Here is a 24,532-nt window from a genome sequence, read left to right on the forward strand (position 1 = left end):
CGAATTCGGGGCGCAGAAATCCTGCGCCCAACAGTGGTATTGAGCGAATGAATCCATGCTCTGATTAGTTCTGAGTGACAGCCTCAGTGGCAAACTTGCCCTTTTTTACTGCATGAGCTCTCCATGCAACCAAGGTCAAGGTAGAAATAGCCGTTCCGACCAATGCAGCGCCAAACCAGATGGCCGCCGCGGTAAACGCGCCAATACCGGCGTCGTGAAGTAAGAAGATGGAGAAGATGCCCGCTCCTGGCGTCGACAGACCGATGCCTGCGGCACCAACCATGGCACCCGTCACCACAGAACCCAGCAGGAATGAGCCAATGACGCGGATTGGATCTTCAATTGCCATTGGAATCGCCCCTTCGGTGATCCCCGCCAAGCCCAATAGCCAAGTGGATTTCCCCGTCTCGATTTCAAAGTCTTTAAACAGTTTAGGGGCCAACATGGTTGAAGCGGTTACGGTAAACGCCGACACCATTTTCACCGAGCCGAAGATGGCGTAAGGGCCATATACACCGTTAGCCATTGCACCCAGACAGAATGCGTAAGCGGCTTTATTCACCGGACCGCCGAGGTCAAATGAGACAAATAGCCCAATCACAGCCCCCAGAAGCAATGCATTGGTCCCCGACATACCATTCAGCCAATCTGTCAGCCCTTGGTTCAACCAAGCTACCGGTTTACCAATCACAAACAGCATCAGCGAGCCCGCCACCAAAGTGCCGATCACCGGATACAAGTAGAAAGTCAGGAAGCCGTTGAATGCAGGGCTCAAACGTACATTCTCTTTAACCCAGCGCATGACGTAACCGGCAATCAAACCACCGACAACACCACCCAGAAAGCCCGACCCAATCAGATTCGCTGCGATACCTGCTGCAAAACCAGGGCCTAATGCCGGTTTATCTGCCAGAGAGTAAGCCGTGTAAGCAGCCAGCACAGGAACCATCAACGTCCCCAACAAGCCGCCTCCCAGTTTGCGATACATCCACAACCACGAGCCTTCTTGTGCATACAGATCCTGCAAATTAAACATTTGCGCGAGGAGCACGGCCACAGCCAATACGGTACCGCCGGCAACAATCAGAGGAACAGCGTAAGAAATGCCGGATAACAGCGCCTGTTTGAGTTCCGTTTTTAATGGCAGTTTCTTCGGCTGATGGTCATTCGCAACCGTGCGATTCGCACCTGAGCCTGATTTGCCCACTTCAACCGCTTCTTGCAAAATACGTTCTGCATGTTTAATCGGCTCCGCCACAGGTACTTCGACACGTGGAATACCATTAAAACGCTCCAGTTCCTTGATCGCCACTTCCGCAGCAAACACGACGGCTGTTGCTTTATTTAATTGCTCTGCGGTCAGTCGATCTTCAATTCCATTCGCGCCCTGCTTTTCTACCGAGACGTTATATCCCAGCTTTTTACCTGCTTTTTCCAGATACTCCGCAGCCATGTAAGTATGCGCGATCCCTGCTGGACACGCCGTTACACAGACAATCGTAGGCGCATCTTTGAGTTGATGAGTCTCTGATTCTGTATTCTGTTCTGCTTGGTTATCAAGCAATTCAAAAATTTGTTCTACATTTGTAGCATTTAATGCCGCTTCTCGAACCTCATCATCCACCAATGTTGTGGTCAGTTCAGTCAGCAGATGCATGTGGGTCGAACCTGCTTCAGCATTAGGAATCGCGATAAGGAAGATAAGGTTGACATCTTCCTCATCATCTATGCCTTGCCATTTCAGATCTTCGTTAAGTGTCGCTATCGCAAAAGCGGCTTCTTTTACGGCATCGGTTTTACCATGAGGTACCGCCAAACCTTCCCCAAGCGCTGTCGGCCCTTGGGTTTCACGGGCGAACACCGCCTGTAGATATTCGTCTTTGTTGTGCAATTTTCCCTGCTGATCCAACATCTCAGCAAGTGCACGAATCGCTGCGTCACGACTTTCAAATGTCGTTTGTAATGTTATCAGCGACGGATTGGTTAGAGAGGTAAGTTTCATAATTTGTCCCATTGTCACGTTTACATTCGTTGTCCGTCCAACAACAATGGAATAATACCTTTTAAATACATCAATACCATGATCAAGATCTCAGTTGTATTAATATATGTATTATAGTTGTATTTTAATTTATCACAAGAACAGCAATGTGCACTTGTCATATTGAATCACTTTCGTATCATACAAATAACTATAGACAGCGTTAAAATCCCTGTTAAGCATACAGTTACTGAGAGAAAGTATGGCCAGATTACCCATGTATCGGCAGATCGCTGATGCCATTAGAAAAAAGATCAGTTCGGGTGAGTATAAGGTAGGTGAAGCCCTGCCGACAGAAGCACAATTACGTGAAGAGTTTTCAGTCAGCCGAGTGACGGTTCGTCAGGCAATCAAATTATTGGTCGAAAACGAGGAACTGGAAAGCGTTCAGGGCAGCGGTACTTACGTTAAAGCCAACAAGGTCAATTACGACATTTACCAACAAAGTAGCTTTTCTGAAAAGTGGGAACACCTCAACAAAGTGACCCACAGTGACGTTGTGGCTTTTGAGATTCAACGAGCGGCTCTGCATATCGCAGAACATCTCAACATTAAAGAAGGTGAACGCGTTTACTTTGTCAAACGAGTTCGCTACATCGACGACACGCCTATCACCGTTGAAGAGACTTGGATGCCGACCAACTTGTTTCCCGATCTGACTTATCAGGTGATGCAGGGCTCTAAGTATGACTACATTGAAAATCAAAAAGGATTGGTGATTGATCGCAGTGAGCAGGAGATTATTCCCATTCTGCCACCTAAAGAGATCGCGGACTTGTTAAAAATAGATGTAACCGCTCCTATCATTGAAAAACGGACGATTGGCTATCTGGAAAATGCGACGGTATTTGAATACAGCCGTAACTACACCAGCCCAACCGAATACAAGTTCACGTTAGTCGCGAAACGTAACCGCGGGTAATCCATAAGCGCGGCCAAAAGTGCTGCGCTTTTTTGAATCACCGACTAGGGAAAGTACAGGTTTCATACATGACGTTAGCGCAGAAAAAGTTTGGTTTGGCGATGCTCGCTCTATTGCTGATTTTGGGCGTTAAGTCGGCATCGACCAACATCGTCAAGCAGTGGCAGCTGGAGCAGGCACAAAGTCACGGTGAGCAGCGTCTGCTGGACTACATCGGCGATGTGCGCAAAACGCTGCGCCGCTTTTATCATTTGCCCTATCTCATCACCAATGAGCTGATCAGCCAACAACTGCTGAGCGGTGATACTTCCGTCATGGATGACATGCAGGCGACGCTGGGCAAACTCGACAAAGCCGCCAACACCAAAGGCTGGTACGTACTTTCGTCCAGCGGCGACGTGTTGGTTTCCAGTAAAGATGCGGAGAACTGGAATACTCATGACGGCGATGCGATCGTGGCCAAAATTCACGAGCAGCGCGAAGGGATTTCCATTGTGACCAAAGCGATTGGCGCAACGCCGATCTATTTCCTCGCCGCGCCGATTTACATCGATCTTGATATTGTCGGCATTGTAGCGGTGCAAATTGATCTCAGCGTGCTGGCCGACCAATGGTTTGCCAATGATGAACTGATCCTGTTTCAAAACGCCAGCGGCCAATACTTTCTCTCCAGCAGCCCGCAATACAACGCCGACTGGCTCAATGCCCATCCGCACATCACCAACGCCGCACAGCCGATTCATTTGTACAACGGTACCCGTTTGGTGCTGTGGAATTTGCAGTCAGATCCGTATCTGGCTCAATCGGTCACGCTGGATGATTTGAACTGGACGCTGACCTATCTGACGCCGATGAAATCGCTCTATCAGACAGTCAACTGGATCAGCATGAGTTGTGTGGTTGCCGTACTGCTGCTGATCTTACTGGGTACGTTGCGCTACGAGCAGTACCAGAAACAGATCAGTCAGCGTAAGTTGCAGGAGATCGTGCAGGAGTCAGAGCGGCGCCAGCGCAACATGATTCAGAAGACTCACGTCGGGCTGCTGCTGCTCGATGAATCTGGCCGGATTGAAGAGATCAACCCGATGGCTAAGCGCTATTTCAGCCTGTCAGAGTTGATGGTGAAAAACGTGCGCGCCTGGGAGCTGTTTGATATTGGTAACCCCAACGCCACCATTCCTTTGCTGCTAGAAAACTTGGCGCGGAATCAGGAACTGGCCGACATTACCTCCGTGGAAACCATGGCGCGGCGCAGCGATGGCAGTTTGTTCCCGATTTTGTTCTCTCTCACCTCTGTGCAATGGAAAGACAAGCGCCACTATCTGGTGACGATCCTCGACATCAGTAAGCGTAAGAAAGCCGAAATTGCGCTGCAAACGGCGAACCAAGAGTTGCAACATCGGGTCGAAGAGCGCACCGCTGAGCTGAAGTCAGCGCAGCAGGAACTGATTGATGCCAGCAAAATGGCAGCACTGGGCCGCATGTCGAGTGCGATCACCCATGAGCTCAACCAGCCGCTGACCGGGCTGCGCACCCTCTTGTCGAGCAATGAATTGCTGCTGGCACGCGGAGAAACCCAGCTCGCGCAAGCCAACATGAAGCTGGTACACACACTGATCGATAGGATGGCGAATATGACTACGCAGTTAAAGTCTTTTGCCTTTAACCGCCCGGAAACACTGACGCCAGTATCAATTCCCGATGCGTTGCAGGAAATTTTGCGCGTTCATCAGGCGCGCCTCGATCGTGTGGATGTGCGGGTGCGTATGTCATCCGAGCTCCCCTTGGTTCGCGGAGAGGAGCAGCGCCTCAGGCAGGTGCTGGGCAATCTCGTCACCAACGCGCTGGATGCGATGCAGGATCAACCGGAAGCGAAACTGATCATCAGCGCCTCGGCTGAAGCCGGCAAAGTGATGATTCGCGTGCGTGACAACGGCTGCGGTATTGATGAAGACAAGCTGACCACCATCTTTGAGCCGTTCCAGACCAGCAAAAAAATGGGGGAAGGCCTGGGGTTGGGGCTTTCCATCACCGCCAACAGCGTACGTGATATGCAAGGCACCATTCGCGCGATGAACAATCCGGAAGGCGGCATGACATTCGAAGTGACGCTGAGCGCCAGCGCCGAAACCAGCAACCTCGCACAATAAAAAAGAGGCGATGCCGCCTCTTTTTTATTTTCTTGTTGAATCCAACACCTAACGCCACACTCCCCACTCGCCGGTAGTGCCCGGTTCGTCACCTTGCGTCCACCATTGCGCAGTCCATTCGCGGCCATTGTGGCTGACCACATCGCCCGCATTATAGATAGTGTCGCTGCTCCATGCGTTGTCAGGTCCGGTCGGCGGAGTCGTTTCACCTTTGATCAGGGATAGCTGATAGCTGAAGGTCGCATTCGGCGCGAAAACTTGGTTTGCAAACAGGTTACTGGTATCGAACATGTAATGCCCCATCTCTTCATGCCAGATGCCGATATACCAAGTCCCGTTAGTCAATTGATTAAACTGTCCCGCCAGTTCTGCCGACCAGGTCGAGCTGTTATTGGCAGAAATAGCAAGGTTGATGTCTGACTGTTCATTACCATTGGCATCAAAGGTGCGAAAACGCACGGTATCACCCGATTCGACCGGGCCAAATCCCTGCGCAATAAAGTAACCCAGCGCCGTCAGGTCGACGGGTTGCGTGGGATCGGTGGGGTCTGTTGGCCCTGCGCCGCCATCAAAGGAGATATCACTGCAGTTGTAAAACCCTTCACCAGCCGCATCTTCACGCTGCCAACGGGTATACAACACGGCATCGCCACTGCGCCCAACGGGGAACGTTACTGCAATACGATACTTTTTATCTTCGCCTACCGCGACATTACCTGCGGTATCGATCAGTTCCAGATCCGCCCACGTGAGCGGCGCAGCGTGATTGTATTCCGGCTTCGTCAAATAGAACTGCCAGTATGATGGGCTGTGCGGCGCGGTGGCGTTGAACACCAGTTCAATCTGCTGATTCGCATCCAGCGTAATGGCGGTTTTCTGCCAATAGGGTGACGGAATGTTTAAGCCAGATTTGGCACTGTCAGCAGCCGAACACAATGAACCATCGCGCACGATGGCTTGCACATGTGCCATATCCTGATAGTTAGGCACGTTGGCTGAAATTTCATTTCGCTGTACAAACGGAAAGGCACCGGATTCATCAAACGCAGCCTGACAGGCAGCGTTCGGAATCGTATTGTCCCAAAAGCCTCCATCCTGATAACAGGTATTCTGGCGGGCACTTGGGTATTCCACCCAGCCATGAGCGGCCACCTGAAACGAGGCAACACTCCCGATGATCAGTGCGCTTGACGCACTAAACTGCAACACTTTATTCATGATTTATCCTTTTTAACTGACATTGAGAAGCAAGGCGTACAAAACCGCTTTTGCTCCACAAAGCTAGCAAGGATTTATCTTTTCACGGCGCGCAAGGTGGGGTTTTCACGCCATTCAATCGTCAAACTGACGAGCCGTTTCCAAAGCCAGCCGCCAGTTTTCGTATCATCACATTTCCCTTCGAGTCACTTCAAATTTTCGTATGTCGGACAAACGTCAAACGGCGTTCAATCTTTGGTCAGTCAATTAACAGTGTTAGAGAATCCACCACCAAATCATGGATTGTCAGAAATCCCCGACAAAACCTATCGCAAGCTTTACTTGGGCTGACGGACTCTTTACAGAAGGTTGCGTAATATGAAACTGTGCATGTCGCACAACAACAGGAGAAAAGTTATGAAGAAAGCACTTGTTATCTTAACGACTATGACCCTTAGTGCTGGTGCATTTGCGTCAATGGGCACCACCCAACAGGAAACCACGCTAACCACGGATGCGTATGCATCGAAACAACAAGCGTATGATGCCGGTTTCGCGAAAGTGAGCGAACTGAAAAAAATGCCTTCAAACGAGCTGGCCAATGAGCTCAATGTGTTTGATACCAAACTGGTACAAAACAGTATGAAGGTGAAAGATGCGGAAGTGAAAGTCGAACCCTTTGCCAAACCGGATGGTCGGGTTCAGTACCGCGCGGTGGTCGATGTCGATTACCAGTACACCGTTCGTGAAAGCAAAAACAGCTAATCTCTCGATCAACAGGGTGAGCGGAGATCTCACCCTGTTGCCTTTCTGTTATTGCCGCAATCGAAGCGGCTTAATGTCGTTCAAACTGATGAATCAGGCGCTGCAACTGTTCTAAGTTGTGCACCAGATGTTGCGTGCGCTGCACTGAAGAAGACGCCGCAAATGAATTTTTCTCGGTTAACGTCTTAATATTGACGGCATTGGCAGTAATTTCGCGCGTCGCACTCGCCTGCTGCTCCACCGCGGCTGCAATCTGCTGGCTTTCATGGGTCACCTGACCGAGCTTGGCCGCAATATCCTGAATCACACCGCCAGTTGAATCCGCCGTTTGTTTGCATTGCAGCGAGAGTTCCGAACCGCGTTGCATCGAAGAGACCGCCTGTGTCGCGAGCGATTGCAACTCCGCAATCATGGCATGAATTTCACTGGTTGAATCCCCGGTTTTGGCCGCCAGTTTGCGCACTTCATCAGCCACCACCGCAAAACCACGCCCCGACTCTCCGGCACGCGCCGCTTCAATAGCAGCGTTCAGCGCCAGCAAATTGGTTTGCTCAGAAATGGCAGTGATCACTTCCAGAATGGTTTCCACCTGCTGACTGTGCTGAGCCAGTGTGGTCAGAACCTTCTGACTCTGCGCCAATTCACTGTCCAGTGCGTTTACCTGAGCCACCGTGGCACGAATCCGCTCCAGACCACACAACGAATCGCTCTGGGCAATTTCAGTTAGTTGTGACGCGGCCGACGCACTCTGGGCGATGTCGTTGATCGAATAGGTCAGCTCTTCCACTGCGGTGGCCACGAGTTCCGTTTCCTGCTGTTGCTGGGCCAATGCCTGTTCGATTCCACGCATATTGTCGAATTCACGCTGCGCCTCTTTCAGGATTTGTCCGGACGTTTCGCTGCTGCGTGCAACCACCGCACGCAGCTCCGCCTTACGCATCATCAGCGCCAGCTCGACGGGCGAACATTCATCGCAATAGCCGGTATACACTTTTTCCATCAGCGGATTACTGTAAGCTTCGCTGGCCAGTTTATACAGCTGAGCATGACGCCGATGTAAGTAGCTCATTCCAGCCAGCGTGATCATTTGCATCAGCACCACTAGGCTACCCAGCAACCACGCCTGCTGTTGCCACATCCAGCCCGCGCTGATGAGCGTGCCTGACAGCACTGCGCCTTGCATTATGCGCATCATCGGCCAGCGACGCACCGTGACGGCTTGCCCCTGATTGAGTTTGGCGTACAGCGCCTCCGCGCGCGCGACTTGTTCTTTGCTTGGTTTGGAGCGCACCGATTGATGCTCAACGATGTTACCCTGCGCATCTTTTATCGGTGTGACAAACGCCGACACCCAATAGTGCCTGGGGCCTTTGCAACGGTTTTTCACAATCCCCATCCAGCTTTTTCCCTGATTGAGATACTGCCATAACTGCTCAAACGCAGCTTTGGGCATTTCAGGGTGACGAACCATGTTGTGCGGCTGAGCCAACATCTCATCAAGTTCATACTCTGCAACATCGCAGAAAGCTTCGTTGGCGTAAGTGATATGGCTGGAAGGCTGGGTGGTAGAGATAAAACTGATATTCTCCGGATAATCTTTATTCTCGGTCGCGGCCATGCTGAGCAAGCTCTTAATTAATATGAATTTAGTTGAGGAGAGACTTTTAGCATGCTCACTTTATGGTCACTTTGATACGCATCAATTCTATCAATAAGCTGCGAAATTTATCTCATTTATGAAACAAATAATGCAAGGTTTACATATTTGACGTTGAAATCATCACGCTAAACTGAGAAAAAGCGAAACAACGAATCCGAGGCAGCGGTCCGCAGAATAAATGGATTAAACTTAAACCGACTCAGTCACGTAAACAGAACAAGAATAAAAACAAACACAACGGGCTTTCACGCCCACGAACTTATGCCGAAAGAACAACATCAAATTCAGGATGTGCCGATGAATGAGCTGAAACAGTGTTACTTTGACCAATCACCCGCAGGTATTGCTATCACGGATCTTAAGGGTCAGATTGAAATTGCCAATCAGCGCTTTTCTCAAATCACGCGGGCCAATGAGCAGCAGGACATCGGGGCGATTATGAATCCCGCATTGCCAATCAGCGTCGCAGAGGTCATCGATGATCTATTGCAGGGTAAACAGCATATGCACATTTTTGAGGTCAAGCACGCCTTCAGTGCTGACACTTTAAGTTGGTGCATCATCAAGGCCAGCCTGCTGGATAAAAACGCCAAAACTCACGTATCGTTTGTGATTGAAGACATCAGTCTCAACCGACAGCTCAATCCACGCATGAATGTGCACCTCAATGCCATTGTCGACAGCCTGCCCGTCCTGATCGCTCAGATCGACGCTCAGAACCGCTATCTGTACGCCAACAAAACCTACGAAGAATACTTCCATACCACACTGAATGAAGTGATTGGCCGTACGATCGAAAATCTGATCGGCGAAGAAGCATTTGCGCGCAGCGCGCCTTATATCGAACGAGCTCGTCAGGGTGAAACCGTCACCTTCGACAATACCTTGTTTTTCACCAACGAATTACGCGTGCTGCATCTCAAACTGGTGCCGGATGAGATGCATCAGGGTGGGTTTTATATTTTCGGTCAGGATGTCACCGAGTTGCGGGCGTTTCAGAGCAGCTTGGAGTTCAAGGCTTATCATGATTCGCTTACGGGTCTGCCTAACCGTAGCTTTTTTATGAAATCGCTCGCCAACGTGCTTAAGTACAAACAACAAGGCTCAGCACTGTTGTTTATTGATCTGGATGGCCTCAAATTAGCGAACGATCGCTACGGCCACCACATCGGCGACGGCTTACTGAAGATCTTCGCCCGGGTGCTACAAGATGCCATTCGTCCGCAGGATTTCGTTTCGCGCTTGGCGGGTGATGAATTCACCATCATTCTGACGGAACTGGAAGACCCACTCGTCAACATGCAGGAAATCTGTCAGCGCATTCAGGAACGGCTGCCCGCCAGCGTCGAGATTGAAGGCCATTGCATCCCCTGCAGTTGCAGCATTGGCGCGACACTGCTCGATCACACCCAACATCTGAGTGAAGAAACCTGGCTGGCGCGTGCCGATGCGGCCATGTACAAAGCCAAAAGCAGTGGCAAAGGCGGTTTCGTCATCGAATAGTTTTTCACCGTTTATCCCGTCCTCACACTTTCGAATGGGTATTTTTAAGCAAATACCCGCTTTTCTACTACGCCTTTTCGAACAAAAACAAACATTTATCAGTGTTATCTAAAACACGATTTTGGTGCAAAACTTTGAAGTAACCCCATAAATTTGCAATCTAATCATTTGTTTTTATGTTCAAATTAATTCACATGCAACATTTATCACAGAAATAAGTATACGTTCGAACAACAATCCACGAAATTTCGAACGAAACAAACTTTTTCTCGTTCGCACTTAAAAACCATCGCAAAACAAATGAGGTCACCAATGTTTGGGATTTTCAAACCACAAGCTCACATCGAACGGCTGTCGCCGGATCGGGTTGAGAGCGCTTATACACGTCTACGCTGGCAACTTTTTATCGGTATTTTTGTAGGCTATGCAGGTTACTATCTGGTTCGTAAGAACTTCAGCTTGGCGATGCCATATCTGATCGAGCAAGGCTACAGCCGCGGCGATCTCGGTGTCGCACTGGCTGCGGTTTCGATCGCTTACGGCTTATCTAAATTCTTAATGGGCAGCGTGTCTGACCGTTCCAACCCACGTTATTTCCTCAGTGCAGGCCTGCTTTGCTCTGCGCTGGTCATGTTCTGCTTTGGCTTTATGCCATGGGCAACCGGCAGCATCACGGCCATGTTCATCCTGTTGTTCCTGAACGGTTGGTTCCAGGGCATGGGTTGGCCAGCCTGTGGGCGAACCATGGTGCACTGGTGGTCGCGCAAAGAGCGTGGTGAAATCGTTTCAGTATGGAACGTTGCGCACAACGTCGGCGGCGGTCTGATCGGTCCTATCTTCCTGCTGGGTTTGTGGATGTTCAACGACGACTGGCGCACTGCATTCTACGTGCCTGCCTTCTTCGCGGTTCTGGTTGCAATCTTCATCTGGATCACCATGCGTGATACACCGCAATCGTGTGGTCTGCCACCAATCGAAGAGTACAAAAACGATTACCCGGACGACTACGACACCTCACACGAAAAAGAGATGACGGCCAAAGAGATCTTCTTTAAGTACGTGTTCTCTAACAAGCTGTTGTGGTCTATTGCGATTGCCAACGCGTTCGTTTACCTGATCCGTTACGGCGTGCTGGACTGGGCGCCGGTATACCTGCGTGAAGCGAAGGAATTCACCGTTGATAAATCGTCTTGGGCGTACTTCCTGTACGAGTGGGCTGGCATTCCGGGCACACTGCTGTGTGGTTGGATCTCGGATAAAGTATTCAAAGGTCGCCGTGCACCTGCGGGCATTCTGTTCATGGTACTGGTTCTGCTGGCCGTTCTCGTTTACTGGTTCAACCCGGCTGGCAACCCAGCGATTGACATGGCAGCACTGGTTGCGATCGGCTTCCTGATTTACGGCCCGGTTATGCTGATTGGTCTGTACGCGCTGGAACTGGCTCCGAAGAAAGCAGCAGGGACTGCGGCTGGCCTGACCGGTCTGTTTGGTTACCTGGGCGGCGCTGTAGCAGCGAACGCGATTCTGGGTTACACCGTAGACCACTTCGGTTGGGACGGCGGTTTCATCATTCTGGTTGGTTCTTGTATTACCGCCATCGTGTGTCTGATTTACGCATTGATTGGCGAACGAGCGCACCACAAAGCGAAAGCCGATAAAGAAGCCAAACAAGCGGTCGCATAATTCCCGCGACCCACACTGAAAACGGGCAGATCCTCCGATAACGCCCGTTTTCAGATTGTCACAATGTCTCCATTTAGGTGTGGTTTACTCCCCCATTCATCGCGCTCTTCCCCCGATTCAGAGCGCGATTTTTTCTAACCACGCCCTGCAAAACACAAGGATTCCACATGAAAAAGATTCTGACCCTTTCTCTGCTCTCTCTGGCTTGCAGCGCGAGCGTATCTGCCAATCCATTGGTGATTGCCCACCGCGGCGCATCGGGTTACCTGCCGGAGCACACGCTGGAAGCCAAAGCGCTGGCCTATGGCATGAAACCGGATTACATCGAGCAAGACGTGGTGATGACCAAGGATGACCAGTTAGTGGTTCTGCACGATCACTACCTCGATCGCGTGACCGACGTTGCCGAGCGTTTCCCTGGCCGCGCACGTGCTGATGGCCGTTACTACGCCATCGACTTTACACTGGCGGAAATCAAAAGCCTGCGCGTGACCGAAGGGTTCAACATCGATGACAAAGGCAACAAAGTGGCCGGTTTCCCCGACCGTTTCCCGATGTGGAAATCAACCTTTACCGTACCAACCTTTGCTGAAGAGATTGAGCTGATTCAGGGACTGAACAAATCGCTCGGTTATGACATCGGTATCTATCCTGAAATCAAAGCGCCGTGGTTTCATCGCCATGAGGGCAAAGACATTTCTAAAGCGGTGTTGGACGTGCTGAAACAGTACGGCTACGACAGCAAAGAAGACAAAGTCTACCTGCAATGTTTTGATGCCAACGAGCTGAAACGCATTCACGATGAGCTGCTACCTTCCATGAAGATGGATCTCAATCTGGTACAGTTGATGGCCTACACCGACTGGAATGAAACCATGACCTATCAAGGCGACACAGCAATGCCTTACAGCTACGACTGGATGTTTGAGCCGGGTGGCATGAAGAAAGTCGCGCAATACGCCGATGGCATCGGCCCTTGGAAACCGATGCTGGTTGACGACAAGAGCACCAAAGACAACATCATCATCAAGCCGTTGATGGGTGAAGCCAAAGCCGCCGGTCTGGTGGTGCATCCTTACACCTTCCGCGCCGACAAAGGCCGCATCGCGCCGTATGCGGAAAACTTCGATGGCATGCTGGATGTGTTCTACAACCAAGTAAAAGTCGATGGCCTGTTTACCGACTTCCCGGACAAAGCGGTGTCGTTCCTGAATCATCAGTAACCGACGTTGCGCTGAATATAAAAATGGATAACTAAAAAGGGACGATCATGGATCGTCCCTTTTCGTTTTCACGCTATCTGCGATTGTTACGCGGCATAATGATGGCGCATAAAGGATTTGATCAACGTGATGAAGTCTTTCTCCGCCAGTTTTGCGCAGCGCAGTGTCTGCTCGTGAGACAGTTCTACATCGCCCAGCCCTTCCGCCATGTTGGTGATGGCGCACACCGCCAGCACTGGCAATCCGCAATGCGCAGCCGAGATCACTTCCGGCACCACCGACATACCGACCACGTCGCCGCCGATGATTTGCATCATGCGGATTTCCGCGGCGGTCTCAAAGTTCGGGCCAGTGTAGGAGACAAAAATGCCCTCGTTGAGGTGGATGTTCTGCGCCTTAGCCACCGCCAGCGTTTCTTCACGCAGTGTTTTGTCGTAAGCATTGGCAAGGCTAAAGAAGCGCGGACCGTACGCGTCATCATTCGGACCCGTCATCGGCGATTCCGGCATGGTATTGATGTGATCAGTAAACACCACCAGCGAACCCACATCAATGCGTTCCGGTCGCAGTGAACCTGCTGCGTTGGTCACCAGCATGAATTCACAGCCAAGGCGTTTAAAGGTACGCACCGGATTGGTCATCACTTTCATGCTCTGGTGTTCGTAGTAGTGACCACGGCCTTTCATGCACACGACTTCGATACCAAACAGAGTGCCCAATACCAGTTCACCAGAGTGGCCTTCCACAGTGCTGACCGGGAATCCGGCTAACTCCTCGTAAGGGATAGCCACCTTGTCTTCCAACTCATCAGCGATAACGCCAAGACCAGAGCCAAGAATAAAAGCGGCCTGAGGCTTAAAGCCAGGCTTGCGCGCGTAGATAGTTTCCAGAGCTTGATTAACCGGATCGGACATGATGTTCACCTCGTTATGTTATTTGCTTCACTCTAGCGCAATCACTGTGCTGACAAAATCTCAAAATTTGGCATAATTATGTGATTATCCAGCACAATTAAAGAGCCACTATGTCTACTCTCAGCCAACGTATTACGCTGAAAATGCTGCGCTATTTTCATCAGGTCGCACAGTGTCAGCAGTTCAGTCAGGCCGCAGAACAACTCAATATCACCAAATCACCACTCAGCGCGCAGATTAAAGAGCTGGAGCACGCTTTGGGCGTGGTGCTGTTTGAACGCGATACGCGCAATGTGCGCTTAACCACGGCAGGCAAACAACTCAGTCAGGAGTGTGAACGCATTTTTGACGTGCTGGAAACATCGCTCAATCGAGTAACGCAAAGCGCGCGCGAAGAGCAAGCGACCTTGAACCTGGGTTTGATGAGTTCGATTTTCTGGGCTGGGTTTGGCGATGCGCTGCATCAGTTGCAACAGGCCAATCCATCCCTGACGCTCAATCTGCTGGAGCTGTCGCCGGAGAAACAAAAACAGGCACTGATGCAACACCAAATCGATATCGGTCTGGTGCGTTTTGCCGACACGACCCAGATAGCGCCGCTCCAGGCGCGCAGTTTGTATCAGGAGAAAATGGTGGTAGCGCTGCCCGCACAACACCCTTTGGCGTCCCGTAAACAGCTCTCCTTGCAGGAGTTGCGTGACACGGAATTTGTGATGCTTCGCCAGGAAAATTCTGCTTCGACCGCACTGATTCGCCAGCACTGCCAACAAGCGGGATTTGAGATGACGATTTTGCAGGAAGTGGTCGAACCCAATACTCTGCTGGCGGTGATTTCCACCCGTGGGCTGCTGTCAATTGTGCCAGCCAGTTACGCTAATCTGGCCTGGCCGCACGTGCGTTTTGTTGCGTTGAAAGAGACGATTCGCGCCGATATCTGCGCGCTGTACACCAAAGCGTCGCACAGCCTGACCAACACGCTGCTGAACCAGCTTAGTCAGGCATTACAGAAAGGTTAGTTGAGGGTTTTGACGCTCTTTCTCACCACCAGCGTCGGCTCCAGCTGCACCACTTGTGCTTCGTTGGTCTCTTTGTCGAGTTTTTTCAGCAGTGTTTCCACCGCCGCTTTGCCGAGGCGATATTTCGGCTGGTGAATGGTGGTCAAAGCGGGTGACATAAATTTTGCGATGTGGATGTCATCATAGCCAATGAGCGAGACATCTTGAGGAATACTCAGACCGTGTTCGTTTGCTGCATTGATCGCGCCCATCGCCATCATGTCGTTGCTGACAAAAATTGCACTCGGAAGCGCGCCACGTTCGATCATTTTGTTCATCGCTTCATAACCGCCCTCGCATTCAAAGTCGGCTTCGACAATCCATTTCGGATTGATCTCCAGCCCGGCTTCAAGAATGGCACGTTTGTAGCCTTCATAACGCATTTGCGCCTGCTGGCGAATCAGCGGGCCGGTGATACAACCAATCTCTTTATGGCCGCACTCAATCAGATGCTTGGTCGCCATATAGCCGCCCTGCAGTGAGTTATCCTGAATCTTGTCGCTGGCAAACAGCATCGGACCCCAGTCCATTACTACCACCGGAATATCCGGATAGCGCTCGAACATGTCGATACGCTCGCCCGCCAGCGTGGAACACATCAAAATCACCCCGTCGACACGTTTTTGCAGCAGCGTATTGATGGAGGATTTCATGCGTTCATGGTCGCCTTCGGTGTTACACAAAATGAGGTTGTAACCCTGGTGATAACAGCTGCGCTCCACCCCTTTCACGACTTCGCCGAAAAACGGGTTGGTGGAGGTTGTCACCAACATACCGATGGTTTTGGTGCGGTTCATTTTAAGGCTACGCGCCAGTGCAGACGGCGCATAGTTCAGGTCTTGCGCGGCTTTGTTGACCCGCTCGGCGATTTCATCACTGACAAAACGGGTCTTGTTAATGACATGGCTGACGGTCGAGGTCGAAACCCCGGCGAGTCGTGCAATATCCTTCATGGTTGCCATGTCATTGTCTCCTTGATTAATGATTGGCCAAAAACGCGTCCACTTCCGCCCGGTTTGGAATGGAAGTCTGGGCACCAAAACGAGTGACCGAAATGGCTGCCGCCGCATGAGCAAACTTAATCGCTGATTCTAGAGGCATTTCTTCTAACAAACCAGTGACCAGCGCCCCATTAAAGGTATCACCCGCTGCGGTCGTGTCCGTTGCCTGAACGCGGAAACCCGGGATCAACGCGCCACGGCCATTCTGGCTCAGCCACACGCCTTTTGCACCCAGCGTGATCATGACAATTTCAATCCCTTTGCGATGCAGTGCATCCGCCGCCAATTGCGCAGACGCATCATCGGTAACCGTAATGCCCGTCAGCACTTCCGCTTCGGTTTCATTGGGCGTGATGACATCCACACAGCTTAACAACTCATCCGGCAGTTCACGCGCTGGCGCAGGGTTAAGAATCACGTTCGTGCGTGCTTCTTTGGCGACCTGTGCGGCTTTGACGATGCCGTCAATCGGCGTTTCAAGCTGCATCAACAGATACTTAGCTTCGCGAATGCGGGCAAGATCCGGTTCAATCGCTTCGGCGGTCAGTCTGGCGTTGGCTTCGGCAGAAATACAAATGCTGTTTTCACCGCTGTCCGAGACCTGGATCATCGCGATGCCTGTCGGGCAGTTCGGCTGCATTTTCACACCGCTGATGTTCATGCCATCAAGCTTAAAACTTTCACGAATATTGATGCCAAATGAGTCGTCGCCGACGCAGGCAATAAAGCCGATATCCGCTTTTAAACGTGCGGCGGCGACCGCCTGATTGGCGCCTTTGCCACCTGGGATAACTTGGTAATTGCGACCGTGCAGCGTCTCGCCTGGGCGAGGAAATGAAGGCACTTGAAGAACATGGTCAGCATTGACACTACCTAATACCACCAACTTGTTCATAAGGGTTATCCTCAGTTTGAATGGAATACAATGTGATAGGAAATTCAGAGAGATTTGACGCCTCACTCAGGGACGTAAAGCGTCAAAGCTGTCTCATCCTGCCCTACCGTCACTATCAGTTTCGGTAGGAACTGCTCTCTCCGGAGCCTGCCGGAGAGAGCAGAGAGTCTCGCTTATTCAGAGATGATTTTCAGTGGTACAGGAATGTACTCGTCCACTTTTTCGCCTTTCAGCATCTGGTCAGCGGTTTCTACACCCAGCGCACCGATCATATCCGGTTGCTGTGCCACGGTTGCCGCCAGCTTGCCACGTTTTACAGCTGCGATGCCGTCATCCGTGCCGTCAAAGCCAACGATAACCACGTTTTTGCCTGATGCCTGAACTGCGCGCAGTGCGCCCAGCGCCATCTCATCGTTTTGAGCAAATACAGCTTGAACATCTGGGTTCGCAGCCAGCAGGTTTTCCATTACGTTCAGACCTTTAGTACGGTCGAAATCCGCAGGTTGGCTGGCAAGTAGTTGCATTTCGCTGCCTTTAACGGCATTCATGAAACCTTCGCCGCGCTCACGCGCCGCAGAAGTACCCGCAATGCCTTCCAGTTGGATAACTTTGGCTTTTTCACCCACTTTTTCCATGATGAAGTGACCCGCCATTTCGCCGCCCACCACGTTGTCAGAAGCAATGTGGCTCACCACTTCGCCACGGCTTGCACCACGGTCCAAAGTCAGCACCGGAATCTTAGCGTTGTTGGCGATGCGAATTGCGTTTGATACCGCGTCAGAATCGGTTGGGTTGATCAGAATCGCTTTCACGCCACGTACGGTCAAATCTTCCACGTTTGACAGTTCTTTGCTTGGGTCGTTTTGCGAATCGAGTACGATCAGGTTGTAACCCAGCTCTTTCGCTTTCGCTTCAGCGCCGTCTTTCATGGTCACAAAAAATGGGTTGTTCAGCGTCGACAGCACGATTGCCATCGTGTCCTGTGCCTGTGCTGACACAGAAACGGTGGTAGACAGCAGCGCAGCGGAAATCAAAGTTGCGAGTTTTTTCATGTTCATCGTCCTTTATTGTAGGGGACCGGGTCAGGAATCCTGAACCCGGTGGTTTCACTGTTTACTTGTTTTTGTTGTCTACCAGTACCGCGAGCAAAATCACGACGGCTTTTGCAATCATCTGGTAGTAAGAAGACACATCGAGCAGGTTCAATGCGTTATTCAGGAAGCCGATAATCAGCGCACCAATCAGGGTGCCCATGATGCGACCTTTACCGCCCATTAAGCTGGTGCCGCCCAGTACTACGGCCGCGATCGCATCCAGTTCGTATCCCATCCCCGCCGTAGGTTGCGCAGAAGAGAGACGTGAAGTCACGATGATGCCAGCCAGTGCTGAGAGCAGACCACAGATGGCGTACACACCAATCTTGACGCGATCCACGTTAATACCGGACAAACGCGTCGCTGATTCGTTTCCACCCAGCGCATACACATAGCGGCCAAAGCGCGTGTGGTTCAGCAGATACCAAGCCGCCGCAAACACCACCACCATCAGCCAAACGGGTACAGGAATACCGAGCGCATAACCTGTACCAAACCAGGCAAAGGCATCAGCGGTATCGGTAAAACCGGTCGAAATTGGTCGGCCATCGGTGTACACCATGGTGACACCGCGCAGCAAAGTCATGGTGACCAGCGTGGCGATAAACGCCTGCACTTTCCCTTTGGCAATGATGATGCCACTGATACCACCAAGTACCGCGCCCGCCAGCAGCGCGGTAGGCACTGCCACTAACACTGGTACTTCCATCGCAATCAGGCTGGCAGCAAACGCGCCACACAACGCCAATACCGAGCCCACGCTCAGATCGATGCCTGCGGTCAGGATAACCAGCGTCATACCCACGGCGATGATCGCGTTTACTGATGTCTGACGCAGAATGTTCAACAGGTTATCGACTGTAAAAAAATTCGGGTTCAAGAATGATACGACGACTATCAAAAACAGCAGTGCGATCAATGATTTTTGTTCAATCAGCCACTCTTTGCTCAGCAGCTTTCTGCCGCCTGTTGGGGTTGGTTTCGTCATGGTCTTAGTACTCATGCTGCTTCCTCGTTCAGCGTTTTGCCAACGGCACACGCCAGTAGATTTTCTTGGTTGGCATCTTTAGCATCAAATTCTCCGCTGATGCGGCCTTCGTGCATCACCAGAATACGATCGCTCATGCCTAGCACTTCCGGCATTTCAGAAGACACCAAAATGATGCTCATGCCATCGGCTTTAAATTTGTTGATCAGTTGGTAGATTTCTTTCTTCGCACCGACGTCCACACCGCGGGTCGGTTCATCCAGAATCAGCACCTTAGGACGAGTCATCAGTCCTTTGGCGATTGCCACTTTCTGTTGGTTACCGCCAGAAAGGTTGCCGATGATCTGGTCGCGACTTGGCGTTTTGATGTTGAACAGCTGAATGAAATCTTCTACCGCCATCACTTCATCGCTGTGCTGAATTTGTACGCCTTTGGTCAGTTGATCGAGCGCGCACAGCGACATGTTCTCTTTCACCGACAAACCGAGGATCAAGCCATCGCCTTTGCGGTCTTCCGAGATATACGCTATGCCATTCGCCAGTCCGTCCTGCGGGCTTACCGGATTAATGGTTTTGTTATTGAGGTTGATCACGCCGCGTTCAGAAGGCAGCGCGCCATAAATCACTTTCATCAGCTCCGTGCGGCCTGCGCCCATCAGCCCGGAGATACCTAGAATCTCACCGCGTTTGAGCGTAAAGCTGACATCGTGGACGCCCGAACCCGTCAGACCAATCACTTCCAGACAGACATCGCCGTGCTTAACTTCCACTCGCGGGTACTGCTCTTCCAGTTTGCGGCCAACCATCATTTCGATCAGGCCATCTTCATTGGTATCTGCCACGCGGCACTGGCCAATAAATTTGCCATCACGCAGCACTGTGATGTCATCACAAATCTCAAAGATCTCTTTCAGACGATGCGAGATGTAAACGATGCCGCAACCTTGCGCGCGCAATTCATTGATCACGTTAAACAGTGATTCGGTTTCGGTGTCAGTCAGCGCGTCCGTTGGTTCATCCATGATGATGACTTTGGATTCAAACGACAGCGCTTTGGCGATTTCCACCATCTGTTGCTCGCCGAGACTTAAATCGCCGAGCAGAGTTTTTGAACTGTGTTTGACATTCAGACGCGCCAGCAGTTTGTCGGCTTCGGCATACATCTGCGACCAGAGAATGCGTCCCATCGCGCTGGTTTTCTCGCGTCCCAAGAAGATGTTTTCAGCAATCGTCAGTTCCGGGATCAGGTTCAGCTCTTGGTGAATGATACTGATGCCCGCATGTTGCGAATCACGCGGACCTTTAAAGCTGGTTGGCTGGCCCTGATACTCGATGCTGCCTGCATCTTTGGTGTAGATGCCTGTCAGCACTTTCATCAGCGTCGACTTGCCTGCGCCGTTTTCGCCCATCAACGCCATCACGCGTCCCGGGTAGACGTTCAGGCTCGCTTTATCCAGCGCCTTCACGCCCGGAAACGCTTTTTCAATGTTGCTGAGAGCCAGAATTGGTTGAGTCATAGTCAGTCCTCAATCGAGTTTAAGAGCGGCGTTAAAACACCACCCCAGCTTGGAAAATCACGTTTGCGTAAGGCGTGCATTCTCCGGTTCTCACTACAGCGCGACTGTAATGAGTACGAGCTTTGAACTCTTCGTGAGAGACGTAAGCGATGGCGATGGATTTGTTGCAACGTGCTTCTTCCGTTTTCAGCTCGTTAATCAACGCCGCGTGCAGTTCCGGGCTGACTTTGGCAAATTCTTCCGCCATCACCACACCTTCAATTTGTGATTCCGACAAAATCACGCGCACGGTGTCCATAAAACTTGGAACACCATGGGTCAGTGCTAAATCAATACGTTGTGTTTCATCAGCAATCGGTAAACCCGCATCACAAATGGTGATTTCATCGGTATGACCAAGCGTCGCGACCAGGTAAGAGAGGTCGGCGTTGAGTAGAGTACTTTTTTTCATCGTTTTACCTTCGTGTTCGCTCACGTTCGAATTTTTCCGAGTATTTTCTGGGGCAGAAAAGTAAGAAAAAACACTCATCGAAACGTTTCGATGAAATCCTAACGCAAGTTTGTTGATTTGCACTAAGGTAAAAATCAGAGTGTGAGTTCGATCTCCGAAATCGATTCACAACGCCTGCAAAGGGTGAGAGTGATCACTGAGTTTTCTATCATCAAGGCCATTCTTTAGTCGCCAACAGTGGTGCGACATCGGTTGCCCTATAAGCACTCACATGCATTTAAGTGCGCCATTGTTCCATCCGATAAAGTCTGGTCGAGCGCAGATATTTGGCCTAGATTTAACAAAGCTTCAACCAATTTGGGTATAGTGGCGCGCATTAAGCACTTGCAGCGGAAAAGGATTGTTTATGATGAAGAAAATTGCACTGGTCATGCTAAGCGCACTCGCCCTCACCGCGTGTGAAAATGAGGTCGGCAGCGCGGGCTGGTGTCAGGATATGCGTGAAAAGCCAAAGAATGAATGGAGCGCGCAAAACGCCGTCGATTTCGCGAAGCACTGCTTGTTCCAGGAAGAGATCGGAACACCACAATGGTGTGAAAGTATGGATGCCAAACCAAAAGGCGACTGGACCGCAAACGAAGCCACCTCCTACGCCAAGCACTGCATCTTTCAATAAGTTCAGATCATTCTGTAATAAAAAATCAGGCCGAGTGGCCTGATTTTTTGGGAGTGAGTCACTCTGGATCTTCGATCTTCTGCAGATTTAGGAGGAATTCTTAGTCGTCGAAATCATTGCATACTTGGGTTTCAAAAAGTCTTTTATAAACCCTTTTTTCATCATAATAAGGGTAATTAACTTTTGGCGGTTCATCGTCAATGATTAAGCGATTGAAATAATCATCACCGTAAAAGTATTTATTTTCTTTGATCTCATCTCTTTCGAATTTTCCATTCATATATTTATATATATATGGAGTAAATTGAATATACCAAGGATATATATTACTAGAGCTAGAAAATCTCGTTTGAACAAACAAAACTGTCTTGTCATCACTTTTACATGTAAGCACTAACGCGCTCTGTCCATAAGGATTAAACTCTTCTTGACGAAATAGGAGAGATTGCTTCCCATCGATAACGTAGAAAACTGACAAAGATTCGTTATTCAATCCTTCTTCGTTTTTGATAAAACTATTTTTCTCGAAAGAAATTTCAAAGTCATTGTGTTTAAATGACGATATCTTTTCGTTTTCTGTTTCCAAATAAGATGATTGGATCAAACTATGAACACTTTTTTCACTAGATTGAGAAAAAACTAGAGGCGAAAAAAACGACATAAAAAGCAATAAATATCTCATAATATTCACAATCCAAAATAAACTTTTAATTTATCAAACTTGTTCATACGGTCCTCTAATCCATTAGAACTTCCGTAATTTCCACCATTTACAGCTTGGCTTACCAACTTTATATCATCAGGAGCATTATCTATCAGAACATTGATGTCTCCATTCGCATTAAACTTCTTAGATAAAGCACCCCAATTTCGCCAATACATGCATGCAGATTCTACAGCATAATCAATATTATCCGACACTAACTCTGGCATCGTTGAAAAATCTCGAAGATCATCTGTACTTTTAGCGTTGTGCGTAGTCGTGAACTTTTCATACTTTCCTTTACCTGTAATCTGAATCAGTCCTCTACCTCGATATTTGTGCCCATCCCCTGAGCGTTCATCACCATTCCCATTGCTATCTGAATAGACAAAGTTAAATAGATCTGGTTGCTTGCATCTTGACGGATTATCTTCTCGTAAAAATCGATTTACTGATCCAGGTTTCAATGAATTTACGTAAGCTCTATACTTTGCAAATTTAATTTTTGCTGCCATATGTTGATAGTTGCTGCCTTCAACGAGACTACTAAAGCAGCCACTTTCATGGGCAACCTGAGCGAGAAAGTGGCTAATTCGAACAGGCGTATCGATTTCGTACAATGGGCAATATTTATTTAATGCTGCCAATAAGCTCTGATCGTTTCCCGAACCTGGACAAACAGTGTCCAACATACCTTTAGTAATCAGCTCACAAACCCACCCGTCAACCAGGGCTTCATCCAAGCCCAGCAAGGTTCCTTGACCTACAATGCCATCAGCCTTGCCGACTTTATAGTCGGGATGCGTCGAATGGGACGGCGTATAGCTTTGCTGGAACATTTTGACCTGACGTTCCGTAGTACTGCCAAAACTGCCATCTGCGCCGTAGGTACCGAGATCAAACCCCAGTTTTATCAGTGCTTTCTGAATCGATTCAACTTCTTGACCTTTTGAACCCGTTTTGTAGGAAGCAACTTCACGGTCTGCTAATTTATTGAGCGTTTCGGAAGGTTTCAACAAATCAGACTTCAATCTAGGTTCTTTCGTTGATTCAACGTCGTTCTCCGCTTGCGACTCAGCTTGAGTTGAACTTACCGCTGAACCCGATGCCGCCTGAGATGATGCGCTCTGCTGTTGAGCGCCCTCGCCTAAGACGGGAGCCACCAGTTCAGACACAGTCAAGACATTTGCCTCACCAGAGACTTGCGTGGATTGAATCGCTGCCTGTTGCAATTCTGCTGGCGATTCCAAACTGACAAGGTCCTTCGCTAACAGGGCCGACTTGCCGCCATAACTGCTCCCACTGCCTGCACTTCCCCCGGCGTTAAGGTTAATCGCGGATCCTGAAAGGTGGACGCCACCAGCGTCGACCTTAACAAAGCTTCCTCCTGCCTTTAAGGTGACCTCTGCACCGGCTTCGACCACAATTTTGGTGCCACCTTTCAGTGAGATTTCACGCCCGGTTTGCACAGCAATCAGCTTAGCGACTTTGTTTTGTGAAGCGCCAGCAATCTCAACACTACTGTCAGCCACGATTTTAGTGCGGCTTTCTCCACCCACCGTCAGATGTTGATTGTTTTTGATTTGGGTAAAGCGATCGTTCTCCACCGTGAGGTGTTTGTCGTGCTTAATCACGCTGGTGTGGTCGTTTTCAATCAGTCCGTCAAAATCCTTTTGAGCGTGCAGGTAAATTTGCTCACTGCCTGCTTGGTCTTCAAAACTGAGTTCGTTGTAGCCCTGCCCCTGATGGGTTTCGGTGCGCAGCACGGTTTTGGTTTTGTTGTCCGGTAGTGCATACGGCGCGGTGTTGGTGGTGTGATAGGTGCGGCCAGTGACAATCGGTTGGTCGGGGTCGCCATTGAGAAACGACACAATCACTTCATGGCCGATGCGCGGAATGGCGATCATGCCATATTGACTGCCCGCCCAGCCTTGCGAGACTCGAACCCAGCACGAGCTGTGCTCATCACCGTTGGAGTAGCGATCCCACGGAAAATGCAGTTTTACACGGCCGTGTTCATCGCAGAAGATCTCTTCGCCTTCTGGGCCAACGACTGTGGCAATCATCGGGCCATCAACCTGAGGTTTGGCTTGC

General features: G+C 50.2%; 20 protein-coding genes. 8 read left to right on the plus strand and 12 right to left on the minus strand.

Translation table 11 applies throughout. From position 1 onward, the window contains the following. Positions 1–64 precede the first annotated feature (64 nt). The gene (gene mngA / locus JIG40_RS19550; RefSeq protein ID WP_199465902.1) at positions 65–2,002 is read right to left on the minus strand and encodes a PTS 2-O-a-mannosyl-D-glycerate transporter subunit IIABC; all 1,938 of its coding nucleotides are present in this window, start codon (positions 2,000–2,002) and stop codon (positions 65–67) included. A gap of 241 nt (positions 2,003–2,243) precedes the next feature. Between mngA and JIG40_RS19555 the strand changes: the two genes are divergently transcribed. Continuing rightward, positions 2,244–2,963 (plus strand): GntR family transcriptional regulator, encoded by a 720-nt coding sequence (locus tag JIG40_RS19555; protein WP_020329762.1) that lies wholly within the window; start codon positions 2,244–2,246, stop codon positions 2,961–2,963. Between the two features lie 68 nt (positions 2,964–3,031). After that, entirely contained in the window at positions 3,032–5,113 is a 2,082-nt protein-coding gene (locus JIG40_RS19560; protein ID WP_244662699.1) for an ATP-binding protein, read from the plus strand. A gap of 48 nt (positions 5,114–5,161) precedes the next feature. Here the strand turns inward: JIG40_RS19560 and JIG40_RS19565 are convergent, their stop codons facing one another. Continuing rightward, on the minus strand, positions 5,162–6,331 hold the full coding sequence (locus tag JIG40_RS19565) for a lytic polysaccharide monooxygenase (protein WP_199465903.1): 1,170 nt from the start codon (positions 6,329–6,331) through the stop codon (positions 5,162–5,164). A 396-nt stretch (positions 6,332–6,727) separates the two neighbouring features. Here JIG40_RS19565 and JIG40_RS19570 point away from each other — a divergent pair, with 396 nt between their 5' ends. Further along, complete coding sequence (locus tag JIG40_RS19570; protein WP_199465904.1) at positions 6,728–7,075, plus strand: DUF3316 domain-containing protein; 348 nt, start codon at positions 6,728–6,730, stop codon at positions 7,073–7,075. 70 nt (positions 7,076–7,145) lie between these two features. On the opposite strand, the gene JIG40_RS19575 is transcribed toward JIG40_RS19570, so the two are convergent. Then, on the minus strand, positions 7,146–8,693 hold the full coding sequence (locus JIG40_RS19575) for a PAS domain-containing methyl-accepting chemotaxis protein (RefSeq protein ID WP_199465905.1): 1,548 nt from the start codon (positions 8,691–8,693) through the stop codon (positions 7,146–7,148). A gap of 303 nt (positions 8,694–8,996) precedes the next feature. Between JIG40_RS19575 and JIG40_RS19580 the strand changes: the two genes are divergently transcribed. The 3 genes from JIG40_RS19580 to glpQ all read left to right on the plus strand — a co-directional run bounded on the left by JIG40_RS19580 (position 8,997) and on the right by glpQ (position 13,144). Further along, positions 8,997–10,238 (plus strand): diguanylate cyclase, encoded by a 1,242-nt coding sequence (locus tag JIG40_RS19580; RefSeq protein WP_233926484.1) that lies wholly within the window; start codon positions 8,997–8,999, stop codon positions 10,236–10,238. A gap of 312 nt (positions 10,239–10,550) precedes the next feature. Next, entirely contained in the window at positions 10,551–11,921 is a 1,371-nt protein-coding gene (gene glpT, locus JIG40_RS19585; RefSeq protein ID WP_020329755.1) for a glycerol-3-phosphate transporter, read from the plus strand. 167 nt (positions 11,922–12,088) lie between these two features. Continuing rightward, the gene (glpQ, locus tag JIG40_RS19590) at positions 12,089–13,144 is read left to right on the plus strand and encodes a glycerophosphodiester phosphodiesterase (protein ID WP_172566600.1); all 1,056 of its coding nucleotides are present in this window, start codon (positions 12,089–12,091) and stop codon (positions 13,142–13,144) included. A gap of 86 nt (positions 13,145–13,230) precedes the next feature. On the opposite strand, the gene xapA is transcribed toward glpQ, so the two are convergent. Continuing rightward, positions 13,231–14,061 (minus strand): xanthosine phosphorylase, encoded by an 831-nt coding sequence (gene xapA, locus JIG40_RS19595; protein WP_171934567.1) that lies wholly within the window; start codon positions 14,059–14,061, stop codon positions 13,231–13,233. Positions 14,062–14,168: 107 nt separating this feature from the next. On the opposite strand from xapA, the gene JIG40_RS19600 reads away from it, so the two are divergent. After that, positions 14,169–15,074: a LysR family transcriptional regulator gene (locus tag JIG40_RS19600; RefSeq protein ID WP_199465906.1), complete on the plus strand. Its 906-nt coding sequence runs from the start codon at positions 14,169–14,171 to the stop codon at positions 15,072–15,074. On the opposite strand, the gene JIG40_RS19605 is transcribed toward JIG40_RS19600, so the two are convergent. From JIG40_RS19605 to rbsD, 6 genes are all read right to left on the minus strand, one after another. Further along, complete coding sequence (locus JIG40_RS19605) at positions 15,071–16,075, minus strand: substrate-binding domain-containing protein (protein ID WP_020329751.1); 1,005 nt, start codon at positions 16,073–16,075, stop codon at positions 15,071–15,073. The genes JIG40_RS19600 and JIG40_RS19605 overlap by 4 nt on opposite strands. Before the next feature lie 16 nt (positions 16,076–16,091). Beyond that, a complete protein-coding gene (gene rbsK / locus JIG40_RS19610) occupies positions 16,092–17,009 on the minus strand; it encodes a ribokinase (RefSeq protein ID WP_154182747.1) in 918 nt (305 codons plus the stop codon). Between the two features lie 173 nt (positions 17,010–17,182). Beyond that, positions 17,183–18,061, minus strand: a complete 879-nt coding sequence (gene rbsB / locus JIG40_RS19615) for a ribose ABC transporter substrate-binding protein RbsB (protein ID WP_020329749.1) — start codon at positions 18,059–18,061, stop codon at positions 17,183–17,185. A 61-nt stretch (positions 18,062–18,122) separates the two neighbouring features. Continuing rightward, a complete protein-coding gene (rbsC, locus tag JIG40_RS19620) occupies positions 18,123–19,106 on the minus strand; it encodes a ribose ABC transporter permease (RefSeq protein ID WP_020329748.1) in 984 nt (327 codons plus the stop codon). Continuing rightward, entirely contained in the window at positions 19,103–20,608 is a 1,506-nt protein-coding gene (gene rbsA / locus JIG40_RS19625) for a ribose ABC transporter ATP-binding protein RbsA (protein WP_032081818.1), read from the minus strand. The genes rbsC and rbsA overlap by 4 nt, the downstream gene beginning before the upstream one ends. A gap of 31 nt (positions 20,609–20,639) precedes the next feature. Next, positions 20,640–21,059 (minus strand): D-ribose pyranase, encoded by a 420-nt coding sequence (gene rbsD, locus JIG40_RS19630; RefSeq protein ID WP_047462136.1) that lies wholly within the window; start codon positions 21,057–21,059, stop codon positions 20,640–20,642. 409 nt (positions 21,060–21,468) lie between these two features. Between rbsD and JIG40_RS19635 the strand changes: the two genes are divergently transcribed. Next, positions 21,469–21,735 (plus strand): DUF3012 domain-containing protein, encoded by a 267-nt coding sequence (locus JIG40_RS19635; protein ID WP_024375407.1) that lies wholly within the window; start codon positions 21,469–21,471, stop codon positions 21,733–21,735. Positions 21,736–21,835: 100 nt separating this feature from the next. Here the strand turns inward: JIG40_RS19635 and JIG40_RS19640 are convergent, their stop codons facing one another. Then, positions 21,836–22,417 (minus strand): hypothetical protein, encoded by a 582-nt coding sequence (locus tag JIG40_RS19640; protein ID WP_158152467.1) that lies wholly within the window; start codon positions 22,415–22,417, stop codon positions 21,836–21,838. Positions 22,418–22,422: 5 nt separating this feature from the next. Next, positions 22,423–24,532, minus strand: a 2,110-nt coding sequence (tssI, locus tag JIG40_RS19645; RefSeq protein WP_199465907.1) for a type VI secretion system tip protein TssI/VgrG, incomplete at its 5' end; no start/stop codon positions are given.

This window comes from Vibrio sp. bablab_jr001 (genome assembly GCF_016464285.1).
Classification (GTDB): Bacteria; Pseudomonadota; Gammaproteobacteria; order Enterobacterales; family Vibrionaceae; genus Vibrio; species Vibrio fluvialis.

What these genes read in the sequence shown, in the direction of transcription:
- mngA (WP_199465902.1), bottom strand. Translation starts at nt 2,002, where the DNA reads ATGAAACTTACCTCTCTAACCAATCCGTCGCTGATAACATTACAAACG.
- JIG40_RS19555 (WP_020329762.1), top strand. Translation starts at nt 2,244, where the DNA reads ATGGCCAGATTACCCATGTATCGGCAGATCGCTGATGCCATTAGAAAA.
- JIG40_RS19560 (WP_244662699.1), top strand. Translation starts at nt 3,032, where the DNA reads ATGACGTTAGCGCAGAAAAAGTTTGGTTTGGCGATGCTCGCTCTATTG.
- JIG40_RS19565 (WP_199465903.1), bottom strand. Translation starts at nt 6,331, where the DNA reads ATGAATAAAGTGTTGCAGTTTAGTGCGTCAAGCGCACTGATCATCGGG.
- JIG40_RS19570 (WP_199465904.1), top strand. Translation starts at nt 6,728, where the DNA reads ATGAAGAAAGCACTTGTTATCTTAACGACTATGACCCTTAGTGCTGGT.
- JIG40_RS19575 (WP_199465905.1), bottom strand. Translation starts at nt 8,693, where the DNA reads ATGGCCGCGACCGAGAATAAAGATTATCCGGAGAATATCAGTTTTATC.
- JIG40_RS19580 (WP_233926484.1), top strand. Translation starts at nt 8,997, where the DNA reads ATGCCGAAAGAACAACATCAAATTCAGGATGTGCCGATGAATGAGCTG.
- glpT (WP_020329755.1), top strand. Translation starts at nt 10,551, where the DNA reads ATGTTTGGGATTTTCAAACCACAAGCTCACATCGAACGGCTGTCGCCG.
- glpQ (WP_172566600.1), top strand. Translation starts at nt 12,089, where the DNA reads ATGAAAAAGATTCTGACCCTTTCTCTGCTCTCTCTGGCTTGCAGCGCG.
- JIG40_RS19600 (WP_199465906.1), top strand. Translation starts at nt 14,169, where the DNA reads ATGTCTACTCTCAGCCAACGTATTACGCTGAAAATGCTGCGCTATTTT.
- JIG40_RS19605 (WP_020329751.1), bottom strand. Translation starts at nt 16,075, where the DNA reads ATGGCAACCATGAAGGATATTGCACGACTCGCCGGGGTTTCGACCTCG.
- rbsK (WP_154182747.1), bottom strand. Translation starts at nt 17,009, where the DNA reads ATGAACAAGTTGGTGGTATTAGGTAGTGTCAATGCTGACCATGTTCTT.
- rbsB (WP_020329749.1), bottom strand. Translation starts at nt 18,061, where the DNA reads ATGAAAAAACTCGCAACTTTGATTTCCGCTGCGCTGCTGTCTACCACC.
- rbsC (WP_020329748.1), bottom strand. Translation starts at nt 19,106, where the DNA reads ATGAGTACTAAGACCATGACGAAACCAACCCCAACAGGCGGCAGAAAG.
- rbsA (WP_032081818.1), bottom strand. Translation starts at nt 20,608, where the DNA reads ATGACTCAACCAATTCTGGCTCTCAGCAACATTGAAAAAGCGTTTCCG.
- rbsD (WP_047462136.1), bottom strand. Translation starts at nt 21,059, where the DNA reads ATGAAAAAAAGTACTCTACTCAACGCCGACCTCTCTTACCTGGTCGCG.
- JIG40_RS19635 (WP_024375407.1), top strand. Translation starts at nt 21,469, where the DNA reads ATGAAGAAAATTGCACTGGTCATGCTAAGCGCACTCGCCCTCACCGCG.
- JIG40_RS19640 (WP_158152467.1), bottom strand. Translation starts at nt 22,417, where the DNA reads ATGAGATATTTATTGCTTTTTATGTCGTTTTTTTCGCCTCTAGTTTTT.